We start from the raw sequence: 21,400 nt of genomic DNA, 5'->3' as shown, positions 1-21,400 counted from the left end.
GGCCCGAAATGGAAACAGCACCAATGACTCAGCCCGACATTGAAGTGTATATTCGGCAGCAGCCCGTTGACCTGATCATCGATTGGTTGGATGACCGCTTCGACAGCAGCACAGAAGTTCAGACAAAAGGCCGCAGCCACAGCCTGGAGGTCACTCTGGACAGCACTGTCATTCCTGTGACCATCGTGGAAAACGCTGCGGGCAAGGCCTGGACCAGCCTCTGGTTTGATTCCTCGGCTACGCCGTGGGGCAATGATGTCGAAAGTGGCAGAGAGATAAACAGCCAGCTCAAGTGTAAAGTTCGCTGTAATGCGGCCTTCTGGAAGAACGGGGCTGACAATATGGATGAATGGATGGAGATCAGTGAAGACGGCAGTGAAATACTGATCGACTGGCCCTCATAATTTTACCTTCTGGCCGAAATCGACGAAGTTCTTACATTTTTATTGCACTTTTCTTACACTTTTCCCTCTAAATCTCCTCTGATCTGCGCTCTGCATCAAGCCGAACGCAGCTCAGAGTGATAGAATTCCCCGATTAGCGTCACACCTGAAAAGACAGATAATGGACAATACTCCCAGTATCAGTAGATACCTATTCAATCTATTACGCCGGTTAATGTTTCTCTGGGTCAGAACGACAGTCCAGGGACAGATGCCTCTGCAGTTCGGCGATGCTGTAGATCCGAAAAAACCGATTATTTACGTGCTTCGCAGCCGCTCACAGTCGGATCTGTTGGTACTGGAGCAGGAGTGTATTAAAGCTGGTCTGCCCCGTCCCTATGAAACTTTTAAGGGAACAGATCTGAATGAACAGCACAGCTATTTCTTCCTGACCAAACCCGAAGGTCTGATCCTGCAGCGGGAGCGGATGTATAACTCGCCCCGCCTGATCCGTATGGTTCAGTCCGTGACCAAGAACCCGAACACCGATGTCCAGGTGGTACCGGTACAGGTCTTCTGGGGGCGCGCGCCACAGAAAGAAGAGTCAGCCCTGAAACTGCTGTTTGCCTGGAACTACAACGTCGGCAGCCGTTTCAAGAAGTTCCTGGCCATTCTGTTCCACGGTCGCCAGACCATGATTCACTTCAACGCCCCCATGTCTTTACGGGAGATTGTTGATGAGGGTCAGGACGAAGCCCGTACCCTGCGCAAGATTAATCGTATCCTGCGGGTTCATTTCCGTCAGCTGCACACCTCTGTTAACGGCCCGGATCTGTCTCACCGCCGAACCCTGGTAAACAGCCTGGTTCAGTCTGAAGTTATTCAGCGCGCTATTGAGACTGAGGTTAAGGAAAAAGGCATCAGTGAAGAGCAGGCAACTCTCAAGGCGCGCATGTATGCCAATGAGATTGCTTCCGACTACTCCTATTCTGCCGTGCGCTTTATGGAGATGCTGCTGACCTGGTTCTGGAACAAGATCTACAGTGGCGTAAAGGTCAATCATGTTGAGCCGGTGCGTGAGCTGGCCAAGAGCCATGAGATCGTTTACCTGCCCTGTCACCGCAGTCATATTGACTACCTGCTGCTGTCTTATGTTCTGCATCACCATGGTCTGCAGATTCCTCATATCGCAGCAGGTATCAACCTGAATATGCCGGTTGTGGGCTCCCTGCTTCGCCGTGGCGGTGCCTTCTTTATCCGCCGTACGTTCAAGGGTAACCAGCTTTACAGCAACGTATTCCATGAGTACCTGCATACTCTGTTCACCCGAGGTTTTCCAACAGAGTTCTTTGCCGAAGGTGGCCGCTCCCGTACCGGCCGAACCCTGAAGCTGAAAACCGGCATGCTTTCGATCATGCTGCGCAGCTACCTTCGCAGCAACCAGAAACCCCTCGCGCTGATACCGGTTTATATCGGTTATGAGAAGGTTCTGGAAGCAGGCACCTATATGAGTGAACTGCGGGGCAAAAAGAAGAAGAAAGAGTCACCTCTGGATATCGTCCGTACCCTGGGTGCCCTGAAAGACAGCTTTGGCGAGGCCTTTGTTAACTTTGGCGAGCCTCTGTTGCTGAATGATTTTATGGATCAGGAGCAGCCTGGCTGGCGTGAACAGGAGTACGACCAGGATTACCGTCCGAAGTGGTTGAAACAGGCTACCAACAGCCTGGGTGAAGAGATTGCGTGCCGTATCAACAATGCCGCCGCTATCAACTCCGTAAACATTGTGTCCGCAGTACTGCTCAGCACTCCGCGTCAGGCCCTGGGTGAAGAGGAGCTTGTTCAGCTGATCAACGGCATTAACACCCTGATCGCCAAGGTTCCCTACAGTGACAATATTACCCATCCCGACCTTGATGGCCGCGCCATGCTTCAGCAGGTTGAGCAGCTGAAGATGGTTGAGCGCAAGTCCGACAGTCTGGGTGACCTGATCTGTCTGAACGAGCGCAATGCGGTACTGATGACTTACTACCGCAACAATATCCTGCACCTGCTGGCGATTCCGGCCTTTATCTGCCGTCTGTTCGCCCACAGCCACAAGTACACCCGCAGCGAGATTATGTCTTACTGCAATAACTTCTATCCCTATCTGAAGGCTGAGCTGTTTATCCGCTGGTCTGTCGAAGAGCTGGAAGGGGTGGTGAACCAGTGGCTGGTTGCTCTGGAAGAAGCCGGTCTGCTGAACCGTGATGGTGACACCTTTATCCGTCCTGACTCCAGCAGCACCGAGTTTATTACTCTGATGGTTCTGTCCCGAGCCATGCAGCAGCCTCTGGAGCGCTTCTTTGTTGTGGTCAGTCTGTTGCTGCGTAATGGCTCAGGCAATATTGATCCGGAAGAACTGGAGAAGCAGAGCAAGGATATGGCCCAGCGCCTGTCCATTCTGCATGGCCTCAATGCACCGGAGTTCTTTGACAAGACTCTGTTCCGCCACTTTATCGGGGAACTGCAGGCCCGTGAACTGGTTGAGATTGATGAGCACGGCAAGCTGACCTTTGGTGATCAGATTGTGCTGATGGCGAACGATTCCCGCCGTCTGCTACCCAGCGAAATGCGTCACAGTATTCGCCAGGTGACCACCAACCAGGCTCCGGAGCCGGTTGCAAACAGCAGCGCATCAAAACCAGAGAAAAGCGAAAATGAAACGGCTCAAAAGCAGGATCAATCTGAGTCTGCCACTGAAAAGAAAAGCGAAGTGGAAGTTGAGCACTAGCTTCTGTTGACGTAAGCCTCTTTAGCAGCTTTAGTTTTCACTCCTATCGAAAACGGTCTGTCCTAAGTGTGACAGGCCGTTTTTTTATCAGCCACTATTCAGCCTGTAACAAAAAACTCCGGAACTAGCCCTGATGGTTACTGTCCATGGCAGCAAGTTACCATTTTGATTGCCAGTCCAGAGGTTTACATGCTTATCACTCGTTCTAAGCGATACCTGTATAGCCACTTATTCAGCTGCATTATCGCGCTTACGCTCTGTATGGGCTCAATGCTTTCTTATGCATCAAATGATTTGCATGGTGCTGCCACAGAGGCAGAGCAACAAATAAACACTATCAACACCTTTATGGAGCCAACCCTTCGGGATATCAGCTTTATTTCCAGGTGGGTAAAAGACTTCTCTGGCACAAATCCGGTAACTGATGAGGTTTCCCACGCCAGGTTCCAACGCAACGGTGAACAACTCAGGAAGCTGATGGGATATAACAACCTTCTGAAAACTACACCCGATCAGTTACAGAAGGAGGTTTCAAGCCTGGTCGAACAGTTTGATCAGGCATCTGAGCGATATTTCAGCCCGGTACAGCCCGTTGAGACCGCCGGGTTATATCTGGCTCTGGCAGCTGTCGCGTATGGTGTATGGCAATCCATTCCCTTTCATGTTTTTCGTATGACTGCTTACCTTGGAGCCGGTGCAGGAATTTATACTCTCGCCCGGATTTTTAACAGCCAGCTACGGGAAAGCGACAGACTGTTGATGCATAATCTGCAGCAGTCCATGGCTCATACTACCCAGCAGCTCCAGAACCAATATCAGCGCCTGCAGACTATTAACCGGGAAACGGCTCAGGGCCGACTTATGGTGTTACAAAACACCGGCTTTCAGTGCGGAGCTTTCCTGGAAACGGCAAACTCCATTCATCCAGCAACATATAAACAGTTCTTTGATCTTCAACGCTTTTCCGCCAGAAATAACACCATCATTAATATCACCAAGCTGCAAGAGCGACTGGACGAAACACTTGTCGATCTGGATGACCGCCAGATGCTGGTTCTGACTCTGGCTGACAAGCCTGATGAAAACAGGCCCGAAAATGAATACCGCCTGATTCGCAGAGAGTCAGATTACTACCTTGGATTAACTCAACTTCAGCACCAGCAGGATAGAAAGGAAGACAGGATTGATTTTCTGAAGTTCTCAAATTCCAGTCAGCTGCTGGAATTCTTTCAAAACATTGCACACCTTAGCCAAACCCGTTTTTTTGGATATTTAACCTTCTCTTTGGGCGAAAGCAGTTAAAAATAACCCTATGATTTTGGTTAGAATGTTGTTTTAACAATAATCAGGCATTGACGCTGTATGATCTCATTTGCCAGTGACAACTACGCAACAGCCGCTCCGGAAGTCATGCAGGCTCTTATGGAAGCCAATCAGGGCCATATGCCCGCTTATGGAAGTGACCCGGTAACAGAACAGGCAGTGAGCCTGATTCAGAACAGCCTTTCAACAGATGCCCCCGTTTTTTTTGTTGGTACCGGAACAGCAGCCAATGTGCTGGCTCTTAAGGTGATGCTGAAAGACTTTGAAAGTGTGATCGCTCCTGACAATGCCCATATCGTCACCCATGAAACCGGTGCACCTTTTCATATCTGTGGAACCAAGATTCTGACCTGTTCAGGCGGTGATTCAGGGAAAATCACTCCTGACCAGATTCGCAGGCTACACCATGGTGAGAGCAAATGGGGTATTCATGCCACCAGCCCCAAAGTCGTCAGCATTACCCAGCCAACAGAATTTGGAACCGTGTACAGTCTGGAAGAACTGGCCGCTATTCGCTCCACCTGCGATGAACTTAACCTATTGATTCATATGGATGGTTGCCGCCTATATAACGCTGCTGCAACCCTGGATTGTTCACTGGGAGAGATGGCCAGATATGCTGATATCCTCTGCCTGGGTGGCACCAAGGCAGGACTGATGTTTGGCGAGGCTATGGTATTTATCAATCAGGAACTGGCAGAAAACTTTGGCCACCGCCGTAAACTTGGCCTGCAGTTAATGTCCAAAATGCGTTATGTCTCAGCGCAGTTCAAGGCATTGTTTACTGAAGACCTTGGCCTGAAATTAGCCCGTCATGCTAATGAGATGACCACACGTCTCTGGAACGGCATTAAGGACTGTGATGGGGTGTCAGCCGCTTACCCGGTTGAGAGCAACCAGATGTTTATCACTCTGCCCCAGGAGATGATTTCCCCTCTGCAGGAGAAATTTCCTTTTTACACCTTCGATGAGGAACTCAATCTGGTTCGCCTGATTACCTCACATGATACCAAACCTGAAGATGTCGATAGTTTCCTCTCTCTGTTTCATAGCCTGTTGAAATAGCACAGGCTCCACAGACATAGGTCTCTATACTCAAAACCATGGATGGTTAAACATAATATGGATGATTAGTTATGCCAGGTTTTGAAGGGACCACACCGCCTCCCTCTACCAACCCTGTACAGCCTTCAGGAACTTATGGACCTCACCAGAAAAGCAGCCAGCCGGAGTTAAAGAGCTACCTTCTCGGTCACTATCGGAAAGATTCCACTTACGGTCAGGCACCGGCCAAACCTCTTTCAGAAAGAAAGGTTGGATACTTTGAAAGTGAGAGCAAGGTTTTAAAGGAGAAGCTAGAAGATTGTTTGATGCCGATTTTGAAGGATGAGACCCTGCTGGCTGGAATGGAGTCCAGCCATCTCAGTTTCCTTCATAACCTGCAAAGCCTTGACTTCAGTGGTACCAACAAGGCCACTCGAGAAGCGGTTATTGCCAGACAGCAAGCTCGAACAGATCCCAAAGTCGCTTTAAACCCAAATGTAAAAGCACTTCTTGAGGACAAAGGAGTTATTTACGAAGAAACTCCGGGGACGATTCCTTTTGATCCAGAAAATATGAACCACCAGGCTCTGCTTTCGATAGAGCAGTGCATAGATATTCTGGAAACGATCCAGGCTCAGGACAAAACCCAGAAAGCCAAAATTGGGCCGGCTTTAGAGCAGTTCAAAGCTTTTCGTTCCCATTTAATGAAGCAGCAGTGGCCTCACTACTTTAACGAGAAATATCTCGGCAATATTCATTTGGTCCAGGATGATAAGGTCTGCTGGAGAAGTGATCTGGCTATCTATCCTCCCCAGATATCCCCGATTCCCGAAGCCAGCCGCTTTCTGGGAGGGGTATTCTCAGCAGGTGAAGGCGTTCCAAAGGCCATCAGTACAGCATGGCTGAGTATGAATCAGGATCTGCTCCCTAAAGAGTTTCTGAAAACCAGACCAAAAAGCCCGGTACCTGTTTTTGATCACCAGGCAACAAACAGTGCCATGCTCAATCGTGAAACCTTGCTTTCACCAACATTTGATGACACCCATACCATGACCACAAGCATGAAGGGAGTTGGGATTACCTATGACTCAACCTCTCAGGTAACTGAGTATGACTCCGATAACCCGGATCATGTCATGCTGGTCAAAATAACCAACCTGCAATCTTTAAATGCTGGCTTGCGAGAGCGTGCCGGGGATCTCAACAGGGAAGGAAAAATCACCTTTGAAGATGCGGAAGCACTCAATATTTTTCTTGGTGACAGTGACAACAAGCTGGAGTCATTAGCCCATGAAGCAGCTGCCAGAATTTGGCCAAAGGATTTTAAGCCCGGCCATTACAAACATCAGCAGCTGGTCAGTGGAGATCAACCTATGTGGTGCAGTGTGTACTGCTATCCAAGGACAACGAATTATTTAAATTAACCTGAAAAGGAACTTCATTATGCAATCAGGACCTATAGAAAAACCGAGTGTAAAGCAGCGGTTTGTAGACTTCCTTCTGAACAATAAGCTGGCCAAAGTCGTTCCCTTCCGTGGATGGCTGGTTTTAAAACTAACCACGCCTCCTCTGCCAATAGTTAACCAAGAATCATCTCTTTCATCCCGGCCTCCTGAAAAAAGCCTGTATCAACGGGAGGCATCCCTGGGTTCATTATCCAGCTGGTTAGATAAAGCCGCTAAAACCAGTAGCCCTGAGGACGCTAAAATTTTTTACATTCAAGCTTTTCAGCGAGAAGAGCAGGAACATAAACTGGGTACTCATTACCGGCACTTTCTGGACGGTGATAACAGTGCAGTATTAAAGCTTGTGAAAGGTGTAGGTGAAAGCCAGCGCGCAAAACTGGCTCCGATTCTTGATGAAGCACTTAACCAGGGATTCTTTACTGCGGGTCTTTTGTTAATAGATCACTATGCCCAGATCATGGAGGATATTGAAAGTAGAAATGGGTCAAAACCTTCTGATCAGTGGTCACAAGAAGATAATCAAAATTATACAGCCGCACTGCAGGCTAAGAATAAGTGTATTGAAAAGACTTTCCAGAGTGATAATAACCTGATAGGACACTATCAATCTTTTTGCAAAGGCGATTTCACCGAAGAACACTGCCTTCCACTGGTTTACTGCTTTGTCGAAAGTGATCCGGAAACAGCATTTTCATTCCTCTCCCCTGTTTTAAATAGCGCCAGCTACAAAGAGAAAGAAGGAAGCATAAGACAGGCCTACAACAGCATTCTTGCAAAAGCGACATCAAACCGTGATTTAAGGAAAATGATGACGGAAAAGCGTAAAGAAAAAGCTAAATAAAAAATCTGACGGTCACTGATTGCCTACTCTTCGGCCCTTTTGCCGCAAGCGGTTGAGTGTGTTAATGCGTGCTTAAGAATCAATAGAGAGTTTCAGCTTCGACTGAGAGTTCAATAACTCTACCAAGATGTAAATGCAGCAACTTATCAAGCACCTCTTCCTCTGCATCAGCGTCTCCATCAATACAGGAATTTATGGCCATGGATTTTAAACTGCTGGCCATGGCAGATAGCTTGCTTTCATTAACATGAAGACGCCAGACTTCTATTTCTCCACCACTATATGCTGAGCTGACCAAGTGCTTATGATCAGGTGTCAGCCAGACATTAGCCATGGCTTTGCCATCCTTCCGCTCAAGCTGTAAAGAGACCTGACCGGTATTTATATCCCAAAGCCGAATAACACCATCCCTGTAACCAACTATCAAGGTTCGCCCATCAGGAGAAATTTTAAGGACATTGATTCCGTCATTATCAAAAACATATTCAGCAATCAATTCACCGGTATCCAGTGAATAGCCAACAACATCTCCCCCTTCAGCAATATAAATAATTTCATCATCCATACTGGTGACTATCTCAGGAGGTCCGCCAAATTCAAACTCCATTTGCTGCCCCCCTGTCTGACGAGAATAGACTCGGGTAGCAAAGTACTTGGAGGCTACAATCCACCGCCCTCCGGAAGAAACTTCTGCATGCCTGAGATTGTCACCAAGTGTTTTGTTCTGTTCGGGAAAATAATGTCTCTTGTGCTTGTGGCTTTTAAGATCAACCCTGTGCACATTGTTTTCCGAGGTAAACAGAATGGTGTCATTATCCTCAAATACAGCAGAGTGAAATTGGCTGCCTGTCGTATGAGTATGAAATACAACCTTGTGATTTCTCCAGTCTATTACCTGAAGATCGCCCGTTCTGGGAATATGAGCGGTAATCAGCTTTCCATCTGGAGAGAATTTTCCTGAATCGCTGTGAGTACTCAATCCCCTGACCGATCGTGGTATCTGCACCGTCGCATTTTCAAAATCAACGACAGCCAGACAGTGGCCTTTATCAAGCCCAAGAACCATCGTCATAGCCTTATTATCCGGAGCCATTTCCACTCGGGCGATATAGTCAACAGGAGTTCCAAAAGCAGATGAGTAATCAACACCATAGGATTCTCCAGGACGAGCCAGACTATGAATACTGACAATACGATGGCTCTTCCAGGCAATCACTATCCACTGTCCATCATTACTGATTGAGACGCCTTTTTCTTCAAACTGTGCTGCAGGTAACAGCTTTACTTCCGACTTTCTGGTTTGAACCTTGTGGAGTTTTCTTTTTCCATGTGAAGCCTTCAGCTTTTTTTCTTGAGCGGGTCTTGCCTCTACAATTCTTTGAAATGGTGAAGGAGCATACTGCCCTCCTCTTTCCACAACCTGAATATTTTTGAGAGTTTCAAGGAAAAGAGACAGGCGACCATGAACAGCCTTGTGGAGGGTATAGAGAGCCAAAGGCTTAGATGCGATGGCCAGTTTCTTTGATAAATAGGCTGGATCAACAGCCATTTCCTCAAGCTCAGTAACCACAGAGAAAAGTTCTGGCGGGTGCTGCATTCCCTCCATCACAACACCTCTCTTGCTAACATAGGTTCCCTGGCAATAACCACAGAAGAATGTTGTCAGAATAAGGCAGGAAAGGACTTTCACTCTCTGAGAGAAATATTGGAAGCAACGGCAGACCATATCGGGCTCATATCTGGAGATGAGCCAACAGCTTAGACAAACTGCCAGCACTCTCCAGAAATTTGATCTGTTTATGCGAGGCGTTTTAAGGGGTATATATCAAAACGCCCTGATTTTCCTTCAAGGCGATAACCGGGTTCTGTTTCTGCCAGCTCCGGTGCTTTCTTTGGCCGTTTTACAACAACACGATGTTCAGCCAGAGACAGGGCTGGTTGCAGTAAAGCATCGGCGTCCATATCCGGTCCAAGGAGTGTTTGAAAAAGCTTCATCTCCTTTTTTACCGCTGCAGATTTGTCGCGATGGGGGAACATTGGGTCCAGATAAACGACATCAAAAGACTGATCTTTTTGCAGAAACTGTTCCATTAACTCCGGCGCATTACCTGCAGCCAGAGTCATACGCGCAATAATGGGGGCAGCCTCGGAATCTTCAGATGCTCTGCGTAACCCATCAGCCAGAAGTGCCCGCACAACGACGGAACGCTCAATCATGGTAACCCGGCATCCCATTGTCGCCAGTACAAAAGCATCACGACCAAGACCGGCCGTGGCATCAAGCACGGAGAGCTGCCTGCTGGTATCTGCAACGCCAACAGCCTTGACGATTGACTGGCTCTTGCCACCACCGAATTTACGACGGTGGCCAACAGCTCCGCCAACAAAGTCCACCACAACAGGGCCGGGAGCACCTTTGCCGGTTTGTTGAAGAGCCAGACCTGCAGGGCTATACCACAAAACCAGACGCTGATCGCGAATGGCCTTGGGGCTTTCACCTTCAATAACCGGCAACCCTGTCACTTCAACCAGTTGTGCCAGCTGTTCACCGTCTGTCTCTGGAGTCGCAAGAATAACCAAAGGGGAAAGATCAGAATTTACAGACACAACATACCTACAAGAACCAGCCCCAGCAGCAGGCGGTAAATCACAAACGGCATCATGCCAATACGGTTGATAAAGGCCAGGAAGTAGTGAATGCAGAGATAGGCGCTGATACCGGATACAACAATACCCATACCCAGCTCACCCCAGTGTACCGGGTCAGTTCCTGTCACCAGTTTAAGCAGAACCAGCAGGCAGGCAGCACAGATAACCGGTATCGACATTAGGAATGAGAAACGGGCAGCCGCTTCCCGGGTCAGCCCCAGGAATAACCCCGCAGTAATAGTAATACCGGAACGAGAAGTACCGGGAATAATGGCAATAGCCTGTGCCAGACCAATAATAATGACCTGTTTCAGTGTCAGTTCTTCAAGCGGTTGCGTGAGATTTTTGCGCTTATCTGCAAAACCAAGCAGAGTCCCGAAAATAAGCGTGGTAGCCGCGATCACAGCCGTAGTACGCATCATTTCATCAAAGCCAGTCACACTAACCAGGCCACCAAAAACAACGGCCGGAATAGTGGCCCAGATCAGGAACCATCCCTGACGACTGTGCAGCGTTTTTGGACCACGCCCAACAGTATTCAGAGTCCAGTCTCGGATAATCTGCATCAGGTCATTGCGGAAATACAGCAGTACTGCAGACAGCGTCCCCAGGTGTACCGCCACATCAAAAGCCAGCCCCTGGTCTGCCCAGCCAAGAATCTGGGAAGGGAGCACCAAGTGCGCAGAACTTGATATTGGCAGAAACTCAGTAAGGCCCTGAACCAGGGCCAGAATAAAGAGCTGTAGCGAATCCATTAACGTTCACTCTTTTTCAGTGCAACATTATCACGCAGATAAACCGGCAGAGCCTTGTCGGCATCCACACCCTGCCCCTGTTCCAGCATGGGTGCGGCCAGTGTCGCAATATCACCGGCATGAGGGAATGCCCCGATCACAGTCCGGGCCGGAGAAAAGCCCATTCGTTCACTGTAACCCCAGCCGGTTCCTATACCGAGGGCAGACTCAAGCCAGCCTTCAGGGATTGATTCACGGGTCAGCTCCGGAGCACAGACCTGTTCATCTCTTACAGCTTCCATAATGCCATTGCTGGCGGAATAGATACCCCAGTAAACTTCATCCATACGAGCGTCAATTGCGGCCAGAACCTGCTCAGCGCCATATTCCCGTAAACCCTGCTGGGCCAGTGCTGCCAGAGTGGAAACAGGCACAACAGGGCAGTTCAGTGCCCAGCCCAGTCCCTGCGCGATTCCTGTAGCGATACGTACTCCCGTAAAAGCGCCAGGACCCCGTCCAAAGGCAACGGCATCGATCTGACTGCGGGAAACACCCTGCTCAGCCAGCAACTGATCAATCATCGGCAACAGTCGTTTACTGTGCTGGCGGGGAATAACTTCAAATATCTCCTGCACCTCACCATTGTTATTAATGGCGGCGGAACAGGCTTCAGTGGCCGTATCAATAGAAAGAATCAGTGCCATAGGAAAGACTTACAGGGCCTATTGGGAAATGATACAAAAAACCGCCCACTGGGCGGTTTTCTGCGAATTTTGAATGCCAGCTTACTCTTCCAGAGAAGCCAGTACCGCCTTGGTGATATCTTCAACGGAACCAACACCGGCAACGGTGTGGCATTTTACACTGCTCTTGGCTTCAGCCATAGCAGTGTAGAACTCTACCAGAGGCTTGGTCTGTTCGTGATAAACAGCCAGACGCTTGCGAACAGTCTCTTCCTGATCGTCATCACGCTGAACCAAAGGTTCACCGGAATCGTCGTCGATACCTTCCTGCTTGGGAGGGTTGTAAATCACATGGTATGTACGGCCGGAAGCCATGTGTACACGACGACCGCTCATACGCTTGACGATCTCTTCGTCTTCAACAGCGATTTCCAGAACGTGGTCAATATCAACACCAGCATCCACCATGGCTTCAGCCTGAGGAATGGTGCGGGGAAAACCGTCAAACAGGAAGCCCTTGGCGCAGTCATCCTGAGCAATACGCTCTTTTACCAGATCGATAATGATGTCATCAGATACCAGCTGGCCTGCATCCATAACCGCCTTAACCTTCAGGCCCAGAGGGGTTTCATTCTTGATAGCAGCACGCAGCATATCACCAGTGGAAATCTGGGGAATATCATATTTCTCGGTGATAAAACGGGCCTGAGTTCCCTTACCTGCGCCCGGGGCGCCCAGCAGTATGACGCGCATGGACATACACTCCTGAATGTTGTTTCTGACTACCAGCATAGCGACCGGCAGAACCAAAACAGGCAACAATACACACCCCGCCCTCGCAACTCAAGGGCAGAAGATGCTGCAAGAGATTTACCTCACAGTACCTTACATTCAGGAACTACAGCTTTTAACCTGTGTTGCGCATACCTGCGGCGATACCGGTAATTGTCACCATCATGGCTCTGGCCAAATCCTCACACACGCTTTCCGGAACCTTACGGGAACGGTACAGCAGTTCTGCCTGCAGAAAGTGCAAGGGATCAGAATAAGGATTGCGAAGGGCAATGGCCTGGCGTACCCAAGGCTGCCCTTTCAGCAGAGTACCACCTTTCAGCTTGAGAGTGACCTCCATCGCCTCTTTCAGCAGCTGGCGCAGCCGGTCACCCAGGTGACGATATTCCTGCGGCACCAGACGCTGGTCGTAGTAGCTGGAGATACCGTGATCAGTCTTCAGATAAACCATCTCAAGCAGCTCCAGACGAGCCCGGAAGAACGGCCAATAAGCCAGCATTTCCTGCAGCTGATGCTCCTTGCCCCGCTCAACAACACGTTTGAGAGCCGCACCACTGCCCAGCCAGGCTGGCAGCATCAAACGGTTCTGACTCCATGCGAAAATCCACGGAATTGCACGCAGGCTTTCCACACCACCATCAGGACGACGCTTGGTGGGACGGCTTCCCAAGGGCAAAAGGCCAAGCTCCTGTTCTGGAGTGGCGGCCCGGAAGTAAGGAACAAACTCTGGCTCTTCCCGCACCATGCCTCGGTAAACTTTCAGGGAATCCTGAGCCAGAACATCCATCATCTCCCGCCATTCAGGCTCAGGCTGAGGTGGAGGCAGCAGAGTGGCTTCCAGAGTTGCACTGGCGTAAAGAGAGAGACTTTCGGCAGCAATCTGGGGGAAGCCGTATTTGAAGCGAATCATCTCCCCCTGCTCGGTCACACGCAGATGCCCATTCACAGAACCGGGAGGCTGGGAGAGAATGGCCTGGTGAGCAGGGCCACCGCCCCGGCCAACGGTTCCGCCGCGACCGTGGAACAGAGTTAGACTGACGCCCTTCTCCCGGCACAGCTCAGTCAAACCTTCCATTGCCCGGTACTGAGCCCAGGCTGCAGCCATCTGCCCGGCATCCTTGGCGGAATCGGAATATCCCACCATAACCATCTGCTTGCCGGCTGCATAGTCACGGTACCAGGGAACACTCAGCAGTTTTTCAATACTGCTGCGGGCAATATCAAGGTCAGAGAGTGTTTCAAACAGCGGAGCAATCGGCATATCAAACGGACAGCCGCACTCACGCAGAATCAGGATAACCGCCAGAACATCAGAAGGTGTGCTGGCCATGGAAATAATATAAGGGCCAAGTCTTTCCGGCTTCTGTGCCGCAATCACCCGGCAGGTGTCCAGAACCTCCTGAACATTCGCTGATGGCTTCCAGCAGGAAGGAATCAGTGGCCGCAGGTTAGCCAGTTCATTCAGCAGAAACTCCTGACGTTCTTCTTCAGAAACCTTGCCATAATCTGGCAGCCCCAGGTAACAGGTCAGCTCAGACAGCACTTCAGTATGGCGATCTGCTTCCTGGCGAATATCCATTCGAACCAGACCCAGACCGAAGCAACGGGCCCGCCACAGCAGGTCGCGCAACCTGCCGTTGGCAATCAAGGACATGCCGTTGGCGCACAGAGAGTCATAGCATATCTGCAGCGGATTAATCAGCTCTTCATCTCGATGAAGAATACTGTTCTCGTTCGATGGCTTACCTGCCAGCTGGGCATCACACCACTTGCGGGTTTTGTTGAGCTTTTTGCGCAGCTCTTTCAGCACCACACGGTATGGCTCTTTGTCATTACCCCCGGCCAGATGCAACAGTTCTTCGGAGCATTCCGGCATGGACAGTTCGCCAACCAGACTCTTCAGTTCCCGCAGGAACAGGTCAGCTGCCATCCAGCGAGCGGTCATCAATACCCGCTCAGTGACTTTTGCCGTCACATTTGGATTACCATCACGGTCTCCCCCCATCCAGGAGGAGAAACGAACCGGCATCACAGAAACTGGCAAACCCGAACCCGTATGCTGCACTAAATGCCGATCAAGCTGGCGCAGGAACTGGGGCAAAGCTTCCCACAGCGAATGTTCAACTGTGGCAAAACCCCAACGAGCCTCATCTTCCGGCGTTGGCCGGTGATCACGAATTTCCTTGGTGTGCCAGATCTGGCTGATCAGCTGATGCATACGATCAATAATGTCTTCCCGTTCACGGGGCATCAGATCGGTGTGGTCTAGCTTGGTCAGGCAACGGGTAATGCCGTTGAATTTCTGAATAACTGTGCGGCGGGTTACTTCCGTCGGGTGTGCTGTCAAAACCAGTTCAATATCCAGGTTGGCCACCTGGCGGTGAAGCTCATTCGCATCAAAGCCCTGATCGACCAGACGCCGGAACAATTCATCGACTGAGTCAGTAAAATGCCCTTCCTGCTCACTATGGCGGGAAACAGTGTGATACTGCTCGGCAATATTGGCCAGATTCAGAAACTGGGTAAAAGCGCGTGTAACAGGAAGCAGTTCATGGTCAGACAGCCCATGCAGAAGGGCAAGCAGCTCTTTATGATCGTTAGTATTACCATTTCTGGCGGATTTGGATAGCTGACGGATCCTTTCAATTTTCTCAAGGAAAGGTGCTCCCAGATGATCCTGCATCGCCTGTCCGAGAAGTTCCCCCATCAAATGGATATCATGCCTTAATGCTGCATGTTCATCCGTCATACCTTTTTTCTCCCATTTCATTCTTTTGCCGTGAAATTTCGCGACCACTCCAACGGCTACAAGAATTGTTTCTTTAACTCATTTCTATTGTGCTGGGATGCAAAGTACGACATTTTTTACCAAAAATACACCGAAGCCCAAAATTACTGACAAAAAGCGCCTCAGGACGAGGGATATTCCTGACGGCGTTGACTGTTTTCCCATGACATCGGGGTTATCCAGACATTAACTTCCCTGCTATGAACCCAACCCCAGAACACGGTGACTAATTATCTGCTTGCACAGCTTCTCCTGAGTGCAGCTGGCGGACCAGGTTCTATAGTTAGCGAACCACAGAGGTTCGCCATTTTTTCACCCCTTGCTTGTTGAAAAGCCCGATGAGGAGTTTTCTTTGTATATCGCGGGTGAAGGCTATCCTGTGGAGCTTTGTTTTTATTATCTCTAGTCAATAAAGAACAACCCATGAATCCCACTCCACACACTCTCAGGCAACTGATACAGGTTTGTCAGTCAGCTCTAACAACCAGTGAGGAATATGAAGGACATACTCACATACTCTCCCACCTTCAGCATGCCCTGATGGAAGATAGTTTTATTGGGGAGTTTTTTGGAGATAGTAACTGGACGGGAAAGCGTATTATATACAGGGATCCTGAGATGGGTTTTTGCATCAGGGCACATATAAACTGTGAGCAGCTGAACCATCCCCCCCATGATCATGGGCCAACCTGGGCCATCTATGGTCAGGCTGCGGGTGAAACGGAAATGTCCGAGTGGCTTCATATTGAACCTCCGGGCTGCAATTAGTACAACATCCCCATTTTGAAAAAACTCCGTACCTATCACCTGAAGCGGGGTGATGTTTATCTTTATAAGGTGGGGGATATTCACTCCCCCCACCGATCACCAGGAACAAAGCTTGTTCGTATCGAAGGAACAGATATAGATATGGTGACGAGAAGATCTTATGAGCAATTTCAATCAAACGACTAAAGCCTTTTACCTTAATTATTTATCCCATAACAGCATGTGTCGTTTATAGCGCCAACAGAACCTAACTTGTAGACATAGGGTTTTGATCTAGCCTCAAAGCTCCCTTGCAGCTATTTCTGTGGTTAGCCATGAAGTCCTTCATACTGCAATGCGGTGCCTGCCTGTTGGGAGCTTTAACAGCTGTGAGCCTGCAGGCCGCCGAGAAGACGACTCCCGCCGATAAGACCAACCGCCTGATAGTGAAATACGCCATTCCGGTTGATCCCGTCAAATCAGTTAATGACCCCCTGATAGCACAAGCTGCTGGTGGAAGAATTCTCAGCATCCGTATTGCCTCGAGCGGTGCCAATGTCGTTGATCTGGGGCTCCATAAATCAGTTGATGAGATGCGCGCTCTTGCTGATGAAGTAGAAAAGCAGCCAGGCGTACTTTATGCGGAACCCGACCTAATCATGGTGCATCAGGAAGTACCGAATGATGATCGCTATAACGAGCAGTGGCATTACTTTGAACCGGCAGGTGGAATCAACCTGCCGGAAGCCTGGGATATGGTGACCACAGTCAACCCTGTTGTTGTGGCTGTTATTGATACCGGAGTCCGGCCTCATGCTGATCTGGTTGAGAACATGCTGCCGGGTTATGACTTTATTGCCGATATTGATACGGCACAGGACAACAACGGACGGGACAAAAATGTCAATGACCCGGGAGATTATTCCCCTGTCGGTTCCTGTGGTACTAATGGGCGTGGACGGCCAGTGCCTCTCCATGAAGAGTCCAGCAGCTGGCATGGTACTCATGTGGCCGGGACCATCGCAGCAGTCAATAACAATGGCAGAGGTGTTTCCGGTATAGGAAAAAGTACCAGGATACTTCCTGTCAGGGTATTGGGCCGCTGTGGCGGTTATACTTCGGATATCACCGATGGCATGCGCTGGGCTGCGGGCCTGCCCGTTCCAGGAGTGCCTAACAACGTTAACCCAGCCAAAGTTCTTAACCTCAGCCTTGGTGGCCCCGGGCACTGTTCAAGAACTTATCAGGACACTATCAACGATATTCTTGATGCCGGAGCAACCATCGTTGTGGCTGCTGGTAACGATAACCGCAATGCTCGTAACTTCTCACCAGCCAGTTGTGATGGTGTGATTACTGTTGCAGCCAATAAGCGGGATGGTGGACGTGCTTATTACTCCAACTACGGTAATGCTGTTGATATAACTGCTCCAGGAGGGGAAACCATGCACTCCGGCAATGGTATTCTTTCAACCATTGACTCCGGTGCCCGCGAACCGGAAAGTGATGATTATGACTGGTACCAGGGCACCAGTATGGCGGCTTCACATGTGACCGGTGTCGCCGGTTTGATGTACAGCGTTAACCCGGCCCTGAAGCCTGCAGAAGTAAAAAACATCCTGATGGATACCGCCCGACCTTTCCCGAGAGTTTCCCGCCGCCAGTGCAACAGTGATATCTGTGGCACCGGTATTCTGGATGCCAAGGCCGCAGTCATGGCTGTTTCTTCAACACCGGCTCCGGATGTTGACCACGGCATTATCAAGAAAGGGGTAGCTGTCACTGATCTCTCAACCACGGATGAAGGGCAGCAGCTGTTCTTCAGACTGGAAGTTCCTCCCGGTGCGTCTGATCTGAACCGTTCAATCACCGGTGGAACGGGTGATGCCGACCTGTATGTGCACCGGAGCCGCCGTCCAACTATCGAAAAGTATGACTATGCCCCCTACCAGAGCGGTAACGAGGAAAGTGTTGATGTTTCTTCACCAGCAGCCGGTACCTGGTACATTATGCTGGATGCCTACAAACCGTTTACAGGTCTGACTCTGGAAGCTGACTATGAGCTGAAAACGGCGGTTCTCATTGGCCAAAAAAGCTTTAGCAGCACACCCATGGATATTCCGGACAATCGCTCCCGTGGCGTTACCAGCTCCATCGTCAGCTATTACCAGGGAGATGCCGGAACTCTCAATCAGTGGAGCATCAGTTTTAAATGAAAAATTCACTGACACAACCTGCAACAAGACGGAAAACCATACTTGCAGTTGCTGTGCCACTGATTCTATTGTGTGCTGGCTCAGCAAATGCTTCGGCCAGCGCCTTTTGGTTGCATTCTATCCTGATGAAATGGTGAACTGTTCCAGAGAAGATCTGTCTGCGTTTCTTTATGAATACATGCCGAATACCCACTTCAACCCGCTGAAAATATTTGGCCGCTTCGGCCTTGTTGTGGAAACCGAAGATAATCGTTTTATTGATACGGTAAGTGAGTTACCACAAGTGGATTATATTGAGCCGGATGCTATTGCCCGAAACCAGTAATAAAACCAGCTCCAACCTTCCAATCAACGCTATCTACCTATTCTTTCACCTCTACACCAGTTCCTATAATCCTGAGGATAATAACGAATTGGAGTATTCAATATGAGCGACGACATTACCTGTACCGCCTGTAATGTTATGGATATCGGCACAGTGATCCGTGAAGATGACTGTACTGCGATTTTTTATCTGCGTGGTGACAGCACAGATAGCCTGAAGCAAAAACTTATTGAATTGGCTCGCAGCATTGAAAATGAGCCATGTGACATTTCAGAGCAACCAGTTACTGATGAGCAGGGTGAAGCTATGCAGATGAATTTTGTTTTTAGCTGCGCGGCTGAGAAACTGATTTTTGATATGCGTGCTGCCAAACTCAGATGAAGTCAATTGTATTACTGCCTTCACAATAGAGAAGGCAGTAATCCATGAATACTAATTACTAGTTTTTGGTTGCACCAAGATTTAGATCAGATACACGACTGGAAAGATCTTCAGATGGTGTAGTAATGTCATTATCCAAAACCATTTCAGGCTACTCGATACCACTATTGGATCCATAAGACACAGGAACTAGCTGAGGAGACGGAGCTTCTGTCGCCAACCCAGTTGCAGCTTGTGGCCTGATTGTTACGGGGTCTGTATTCGTTGAAGCTCCGTATGAAATGGCAGAAAAGAACTCAAAGTCATTTTCAACTGTGGTCAGTATCATAACCTGAGGAATACTGCTTGAATCAACCAGCATCCATAGCGTCGTCTCCACAGACAGCTCACTTAATTCTTGTTCTTCTGTGTCAGAAATATCTACCTTTGAGACAAAGGTAAAAGTTGTAGTGACTAAAGATGTTCCTTTGCCATACGGATAATTTGCCAATGGAGCAGGCCAGCGGCTCGTATCTACAATATTTATTCCGGATGGCGGCGCTGGATCACTTCGATCATTTAGAGGCTTCAATTGAACCCCAAATTCATTTTCTCTCTTCTCTCTGAGTGAAACAGCTTCTCTCTCAGGAAGACTGATTTCTACACAGGCTTCCTTTCTTTCGATTTTGACGTCAGATTCATTTAGAACTGTGGCTTCCAATAAATTCTGCGGTTTTGTCCTAGCCAACTGAGCCGCATGCCTGGCAAATACTTCAAAAACAGCACTATTTGAGAGAGATTTTACTAAGGCTACCAACCTAAAATCTTCCTGTTGAGTTGCTTCAGCAAGAAATGATCTCTCAGGTAATGATCCCGTCAGGGCTCCAACATATGTATCATCGCTTGTTTCACTCTCAACAGTTCCTTCCTGGTATTCCAATGTAAGCACAACAGGATTGCTTTCACTTTCAGGTGCATGAAGTGCTGGAGAAAGTGCTTGCCTTAGTACCCTTACGCTCAACCTTACATCCAGATCCTCACTTTGCCCCAACCTTCCACCGGGCACATTGACAAAATACTGCCTTTTCCAACCCAAGGCGTGAGATTTAACAGGAAAATATATCAACCCGAAAAAGCAGACTATTGCCAGCAAGAACTGCCAGCCTGTAAAGCACTTGCGAGAAGGCATGATACAACCCAGCTACAAGATAAGTGGCCAATGTTAGACCACGACAAGGCAGTAGTTGTTTTTTCTGGTTTGCAATATTTACCCAGCCACTAAAATTGAATAATCGAGATAATCAAGAACAGAACTATCCCTGGTCAGACTATGACCAGGGATGCAGGAGATGGGGTTTTATTCAGTCTGATGAGATCAGCGTGACTTACGACGTGCAAACGGGCGCTTGCCAGTCTTAACACCAGGACGCTTACGCTGCTGGCGATCCATTTTAATTTTGGCTTCCTTGGTCTGCGGACCAGCCTTAACACGGGGAAGATCTACCAGGTCTGCCAGTGCATCCACTTCAGCCTGTTCCAGCTCCACCCAGCGTCCCTGGCGTAGATGATCAGGAATAATAGTGCTGCCATAACGAACACGCTTCAAACGGCTGACAGCCAGCTCTTGGGATTCCCACAACCGGCGAACTTCACGGTTACGACCTTCCATAATGCAGACATGGAACCAGCGGTTAATGCCTTCATTACCGGTATCAACGATATCGGTAAAACGGGCAAAACCATCTTCCAGCTCTACGCCATCAAACAGGTTCTTAACCTTTTCTTCTGTCACGTCACCAAAGACACGTACAGCATACTCACGCTCAATCTGGTGAGAAGGATGCATCAAACGGTTGGCCAGCTCACCATCAGTGGTGAACAGCAACAGTCCGGATGTGTTGATATCCAGACGGCCAACGGCAATCCAGCGCTCGCCTGGAATACGAGGCAGTCGCTGAAATACGGTAGGGCGGCCTTCCGGATCAGTGCGGGTGCAGACTTCACCTTCAGGTTTGTTATACGCGATAACACGACGGGTTACCTGTTCTTTCAGGTGAACAGGACGTCCATCCAGGGCAACCTGGTCAGTGGACACAATGCGCATCCCCAGGGTCGCTTTTTCACCATTAACATGGACACGACCTTCCGTAATCCAGGCTTCAATCTGGCGGCGAGATCCCAAACCCTGACGGGCCAGAACCTTCTGCAAACGTTCACCTGCCTGTGCCTGTGCCTGTGGTGCTTCAGGTGTGGTGATACTGCTATCTGTCATACTTCAT

18 protein-coding genes are annotated in these 21,400 nt (G+C 49.3%); 10 read left to right on the top strand and 8 right to left on the bottom strand.

Features of this window, described 5'->3' with window-relative positions; all coding sequences use genetic code 11:
• Positions 1-8: 8 nt before the first annotated feature.
• The 6 genes from M3P05_RS13565 to M3P05_RS13540 all read left to right on the top strand — a co-directional run bounded on the left by M3P05_RS13565 (position 9) and on the right by M3P05_RS13540 (position 7,827).
• Positions 9-404, top strand: coding sequence for a hypothetical protein (locus tag M3P05_RS13565; protein WP_249700261.1), 396 nt, complete (start codon positions 9-11; stop codon positions 402-404).
• Positions 405-564: 160 nt separating this feature from the next.
• Positions 565-3,153, top strand: a complete 2,589-nt coding sequence (plsB, locus tag M3P05_RS13560) for a glycerol-3-phosphate 1-O-acyltransferase PlsB (protein WP_283777809.1) — start codon at positions 565-567, stop codon at positions 3,151-3,153.
• A 189-nt stretch (positions 3,154-3,342) separates the two neighbouring features.
• Complete coding sequence (locus M3P05_RS13555) at positions 3,343-4,455, top strand: hypothetical protein (RefSeq protein ID WP_249700260.1); 1,113 nt, start codon at positions 3,343-3,345, stop codon at positions 4,453-4,455.
• A gap of 60 nt (positions 4,456-4,515) precedes the next feature.
• Positions 4,516-5,541: a threonine aldolase family protein gene (locus M3P05_RS13550; RefSeq protein ID WP_249700259.1), complete on the top strand. Its 1,026-nt coding sequence runs from the start codon at positions 4,516-4,518 to the stop codon at positions 5,539-5,541.
• Positions 5,542-5,612: 71 nt separating this feature from the next.
• Entirely contained in the window at positions 5,613-6,944 is a 1,332-nt protein-coding gene (locus M3P05_RS13545) for a hypothetical protein (RefSeq protein ID WP_249700258.1), read from the top strand.
• Positions 6,945-6,963: 19 nt separating this feature from the next.
• Positions 6,964-7,827 (top strand): hypothetical protein, encoded by an 864-nt coding sequence (locus M3P05_RS13540; RefSeq protein WP_249700256.1) that lies wholly within the window; start codon positions 6,964-6,966, stop codon positions 7,825-7,827.
• 79 nt (positions 7,828-7,906) lie between these two features.
• Here M3P05_RS13540 and M3P05_RS13535 read toward each other — a convergent pair whose 3' ends face one another.
• The 6 genes from M3P05_RS13535 to ppc all read right to left on the bottom strand — a co-directional run bounded on the left by M3P05_RS13535 (position 7,907) and on the right by ppc (position 15,434).
• On the bottom strand, positions 7,907-9,553 hold the full coding sequence (locus M3P05_RS13535) for a WD40 repeat domain-containing protein (protein ID WP_249700255.1): 1,647 nt from the start codon (positions 9,551-9,553) through the stop codon (positions 7,907-7,909).
• A gap of 71 nt (positions 9,554-9,624) precedes the next feature.
• A complete protein-coding gene (locus M3P05_RS13530; protein WP_249700254.1) occupies positions 9,625-10,434 on the bottom strand; it encodes a class I SAM-dependent methyltransferase in 810 nt (269 codons plus the stop codon).
• The gene (locus tag M3P05_RS13525; protein ID WP_249700253.1) at positions 10,425-11,231 is read right to left on the bottom strand and encodes an undecaprenyl-diphosphate phosphatase; all 807 of its coding nucleotides are present in this window, start codon (positions 11,229-11,231) and stop codon (positions 10,425-10,427) included. Before M3P05_RS13525 ends, M3P05_RS13530 begins: the two co-directional genes overlap by 10 nt.
• Entirely contained in the window at positions 11,231-11,914 is a 684-nt protein-coding gene (gene tsaB, locus M3P05_RS13520) for a tRNA (adenosine(37)-N6)-threonylcarbamoyltransferase complex dimerization subunit type 1 TsaB (RefSeq protein ID WP_249700252.1), read from the bottom strand. Before tsaB ends, M3P05_RS13525 begins: the two co-directional genes overlap by 1 nt.
• A gap of 81 nt (positions 11,915-11,995) precedes the next feature.
• On the bottom strand, positions 11,996-12,646 hold the full coding sequence (gene adk, locus M3P05_RS13515) for an adenylate kinase (protein ID WP_249700251.1): 651 nt from the start codon (positions 12,644-12,646) through the stop codon (positions 11,996-11,998).
• 154 nt (positions 12,647-12,800) lie between these two features.
• A complete protein-coding gene (gene ppc / locus M3P05_RS13510; protein ID WP_249700250.1) occupies positions 12,801-15,434 on the bottom strand; it encodes a phosphoenolpyruvate carboxylase in 2,634 nt (877 codons plus the stop codon).
• Positions 15,435-15,896: 462 nt separating this feature from the next.
• On the opposite strand from ppc, the gene M3P05_RS13505 reads away from it, so the two are divergent.
• From M3P05_RS13505 to M3P05_RS13490, 4 genes are all read left to right on the top strand, one after another.
• Positions 15,897-16,241, top strand: a complete 345-nt coding sequence (locus M3P05_RS13505; protein ID WP_249700249.1) for a hypothetical protein — start codon at positions 15,897-15,899, stop codon at positions 16,239-16,241.
• A gap of 314 nt (positions 16,242-16,555) precedes the next feature.
• A complete protein-coding gene (locus tag M3P05_RS13500) occupies positions 16,556-18,436 on the top strand; it encodes a S8 family peptidase (protein WP_249700248.1) in 1,881 nt (626 codons plus the stop codon).
• A gap of 70 nt (positions 18,437-18,506) precedes the next feature.
• On the top strand, positions 18,507-18,761 hold the full coding sequence (locus M3P05_RS13495) for a hypothetical protein (protein WP_249700247.1): 255 nt from the start codon (positions 18,507-18,509) through the stop codon (positions 18,759-18,761).
• A 102-nt stretch (positions 18,762-18,863) separates the two neighbouring features.
• The gene (locus M3P05_RS13490) at positions 18,864-19,142 is read left to right on the top strand and encodes a DUF406 family protein (RefSeq protein WP_249700245.1); all 279 of its coding nucleotides are present in this window, start codon (positions 18,864-18,866) and stop codon (positions 19,140-19,142) included.
• Between the two features lie 151 nt (positions 19,143-19,293).
• Here the strand turns inward: M3P05_RS13490 and M3P05_RS13485 are convergent, their stop codons facing one another.
• Positions 19,294-20,310 carry a hypothetical protein gene (locus tag M3P05_RS13485; RefSeq protein ID WP_249700244.1) on the bottom strand — a complete coding sequence of 339 codons (1,017 nt, stop codon included), beginning with the start codon at positions 20,308-20,310 and terminating at the stop codon, positions 19,294-19,296.
• 186 nt (positions 20,311-20,496) lie between these two features.
• Positions 20,497-21,393 (bottom strand): 23S rRNA pseudouridine(2605) synthase RluB, encoded by an 897-nt coding sequence (rluB, locus tag M3P05_RS13480; protein WP_249700243.1) that lies wholly within the window; start codon positions 21,391-21,393, stop codon positions 20,497-20,499.
• Positions 21,394-21,400 lie beyond the last annotated feature (7 nt).

Source organism: Parendozoicomonas callyspongiae (assembly GCF_023502345.1).
GTDB lineage: Bacteria > Pseudomonadota > Gammaproteobacteria > Pseudomonadales > Endozoicomonadaceae > Sansalvadorimonas > Sansalvadorimonas callyspongiae.
This window is presented reverse-complemented; position numbering and strand designations above follow the sequence as displayed.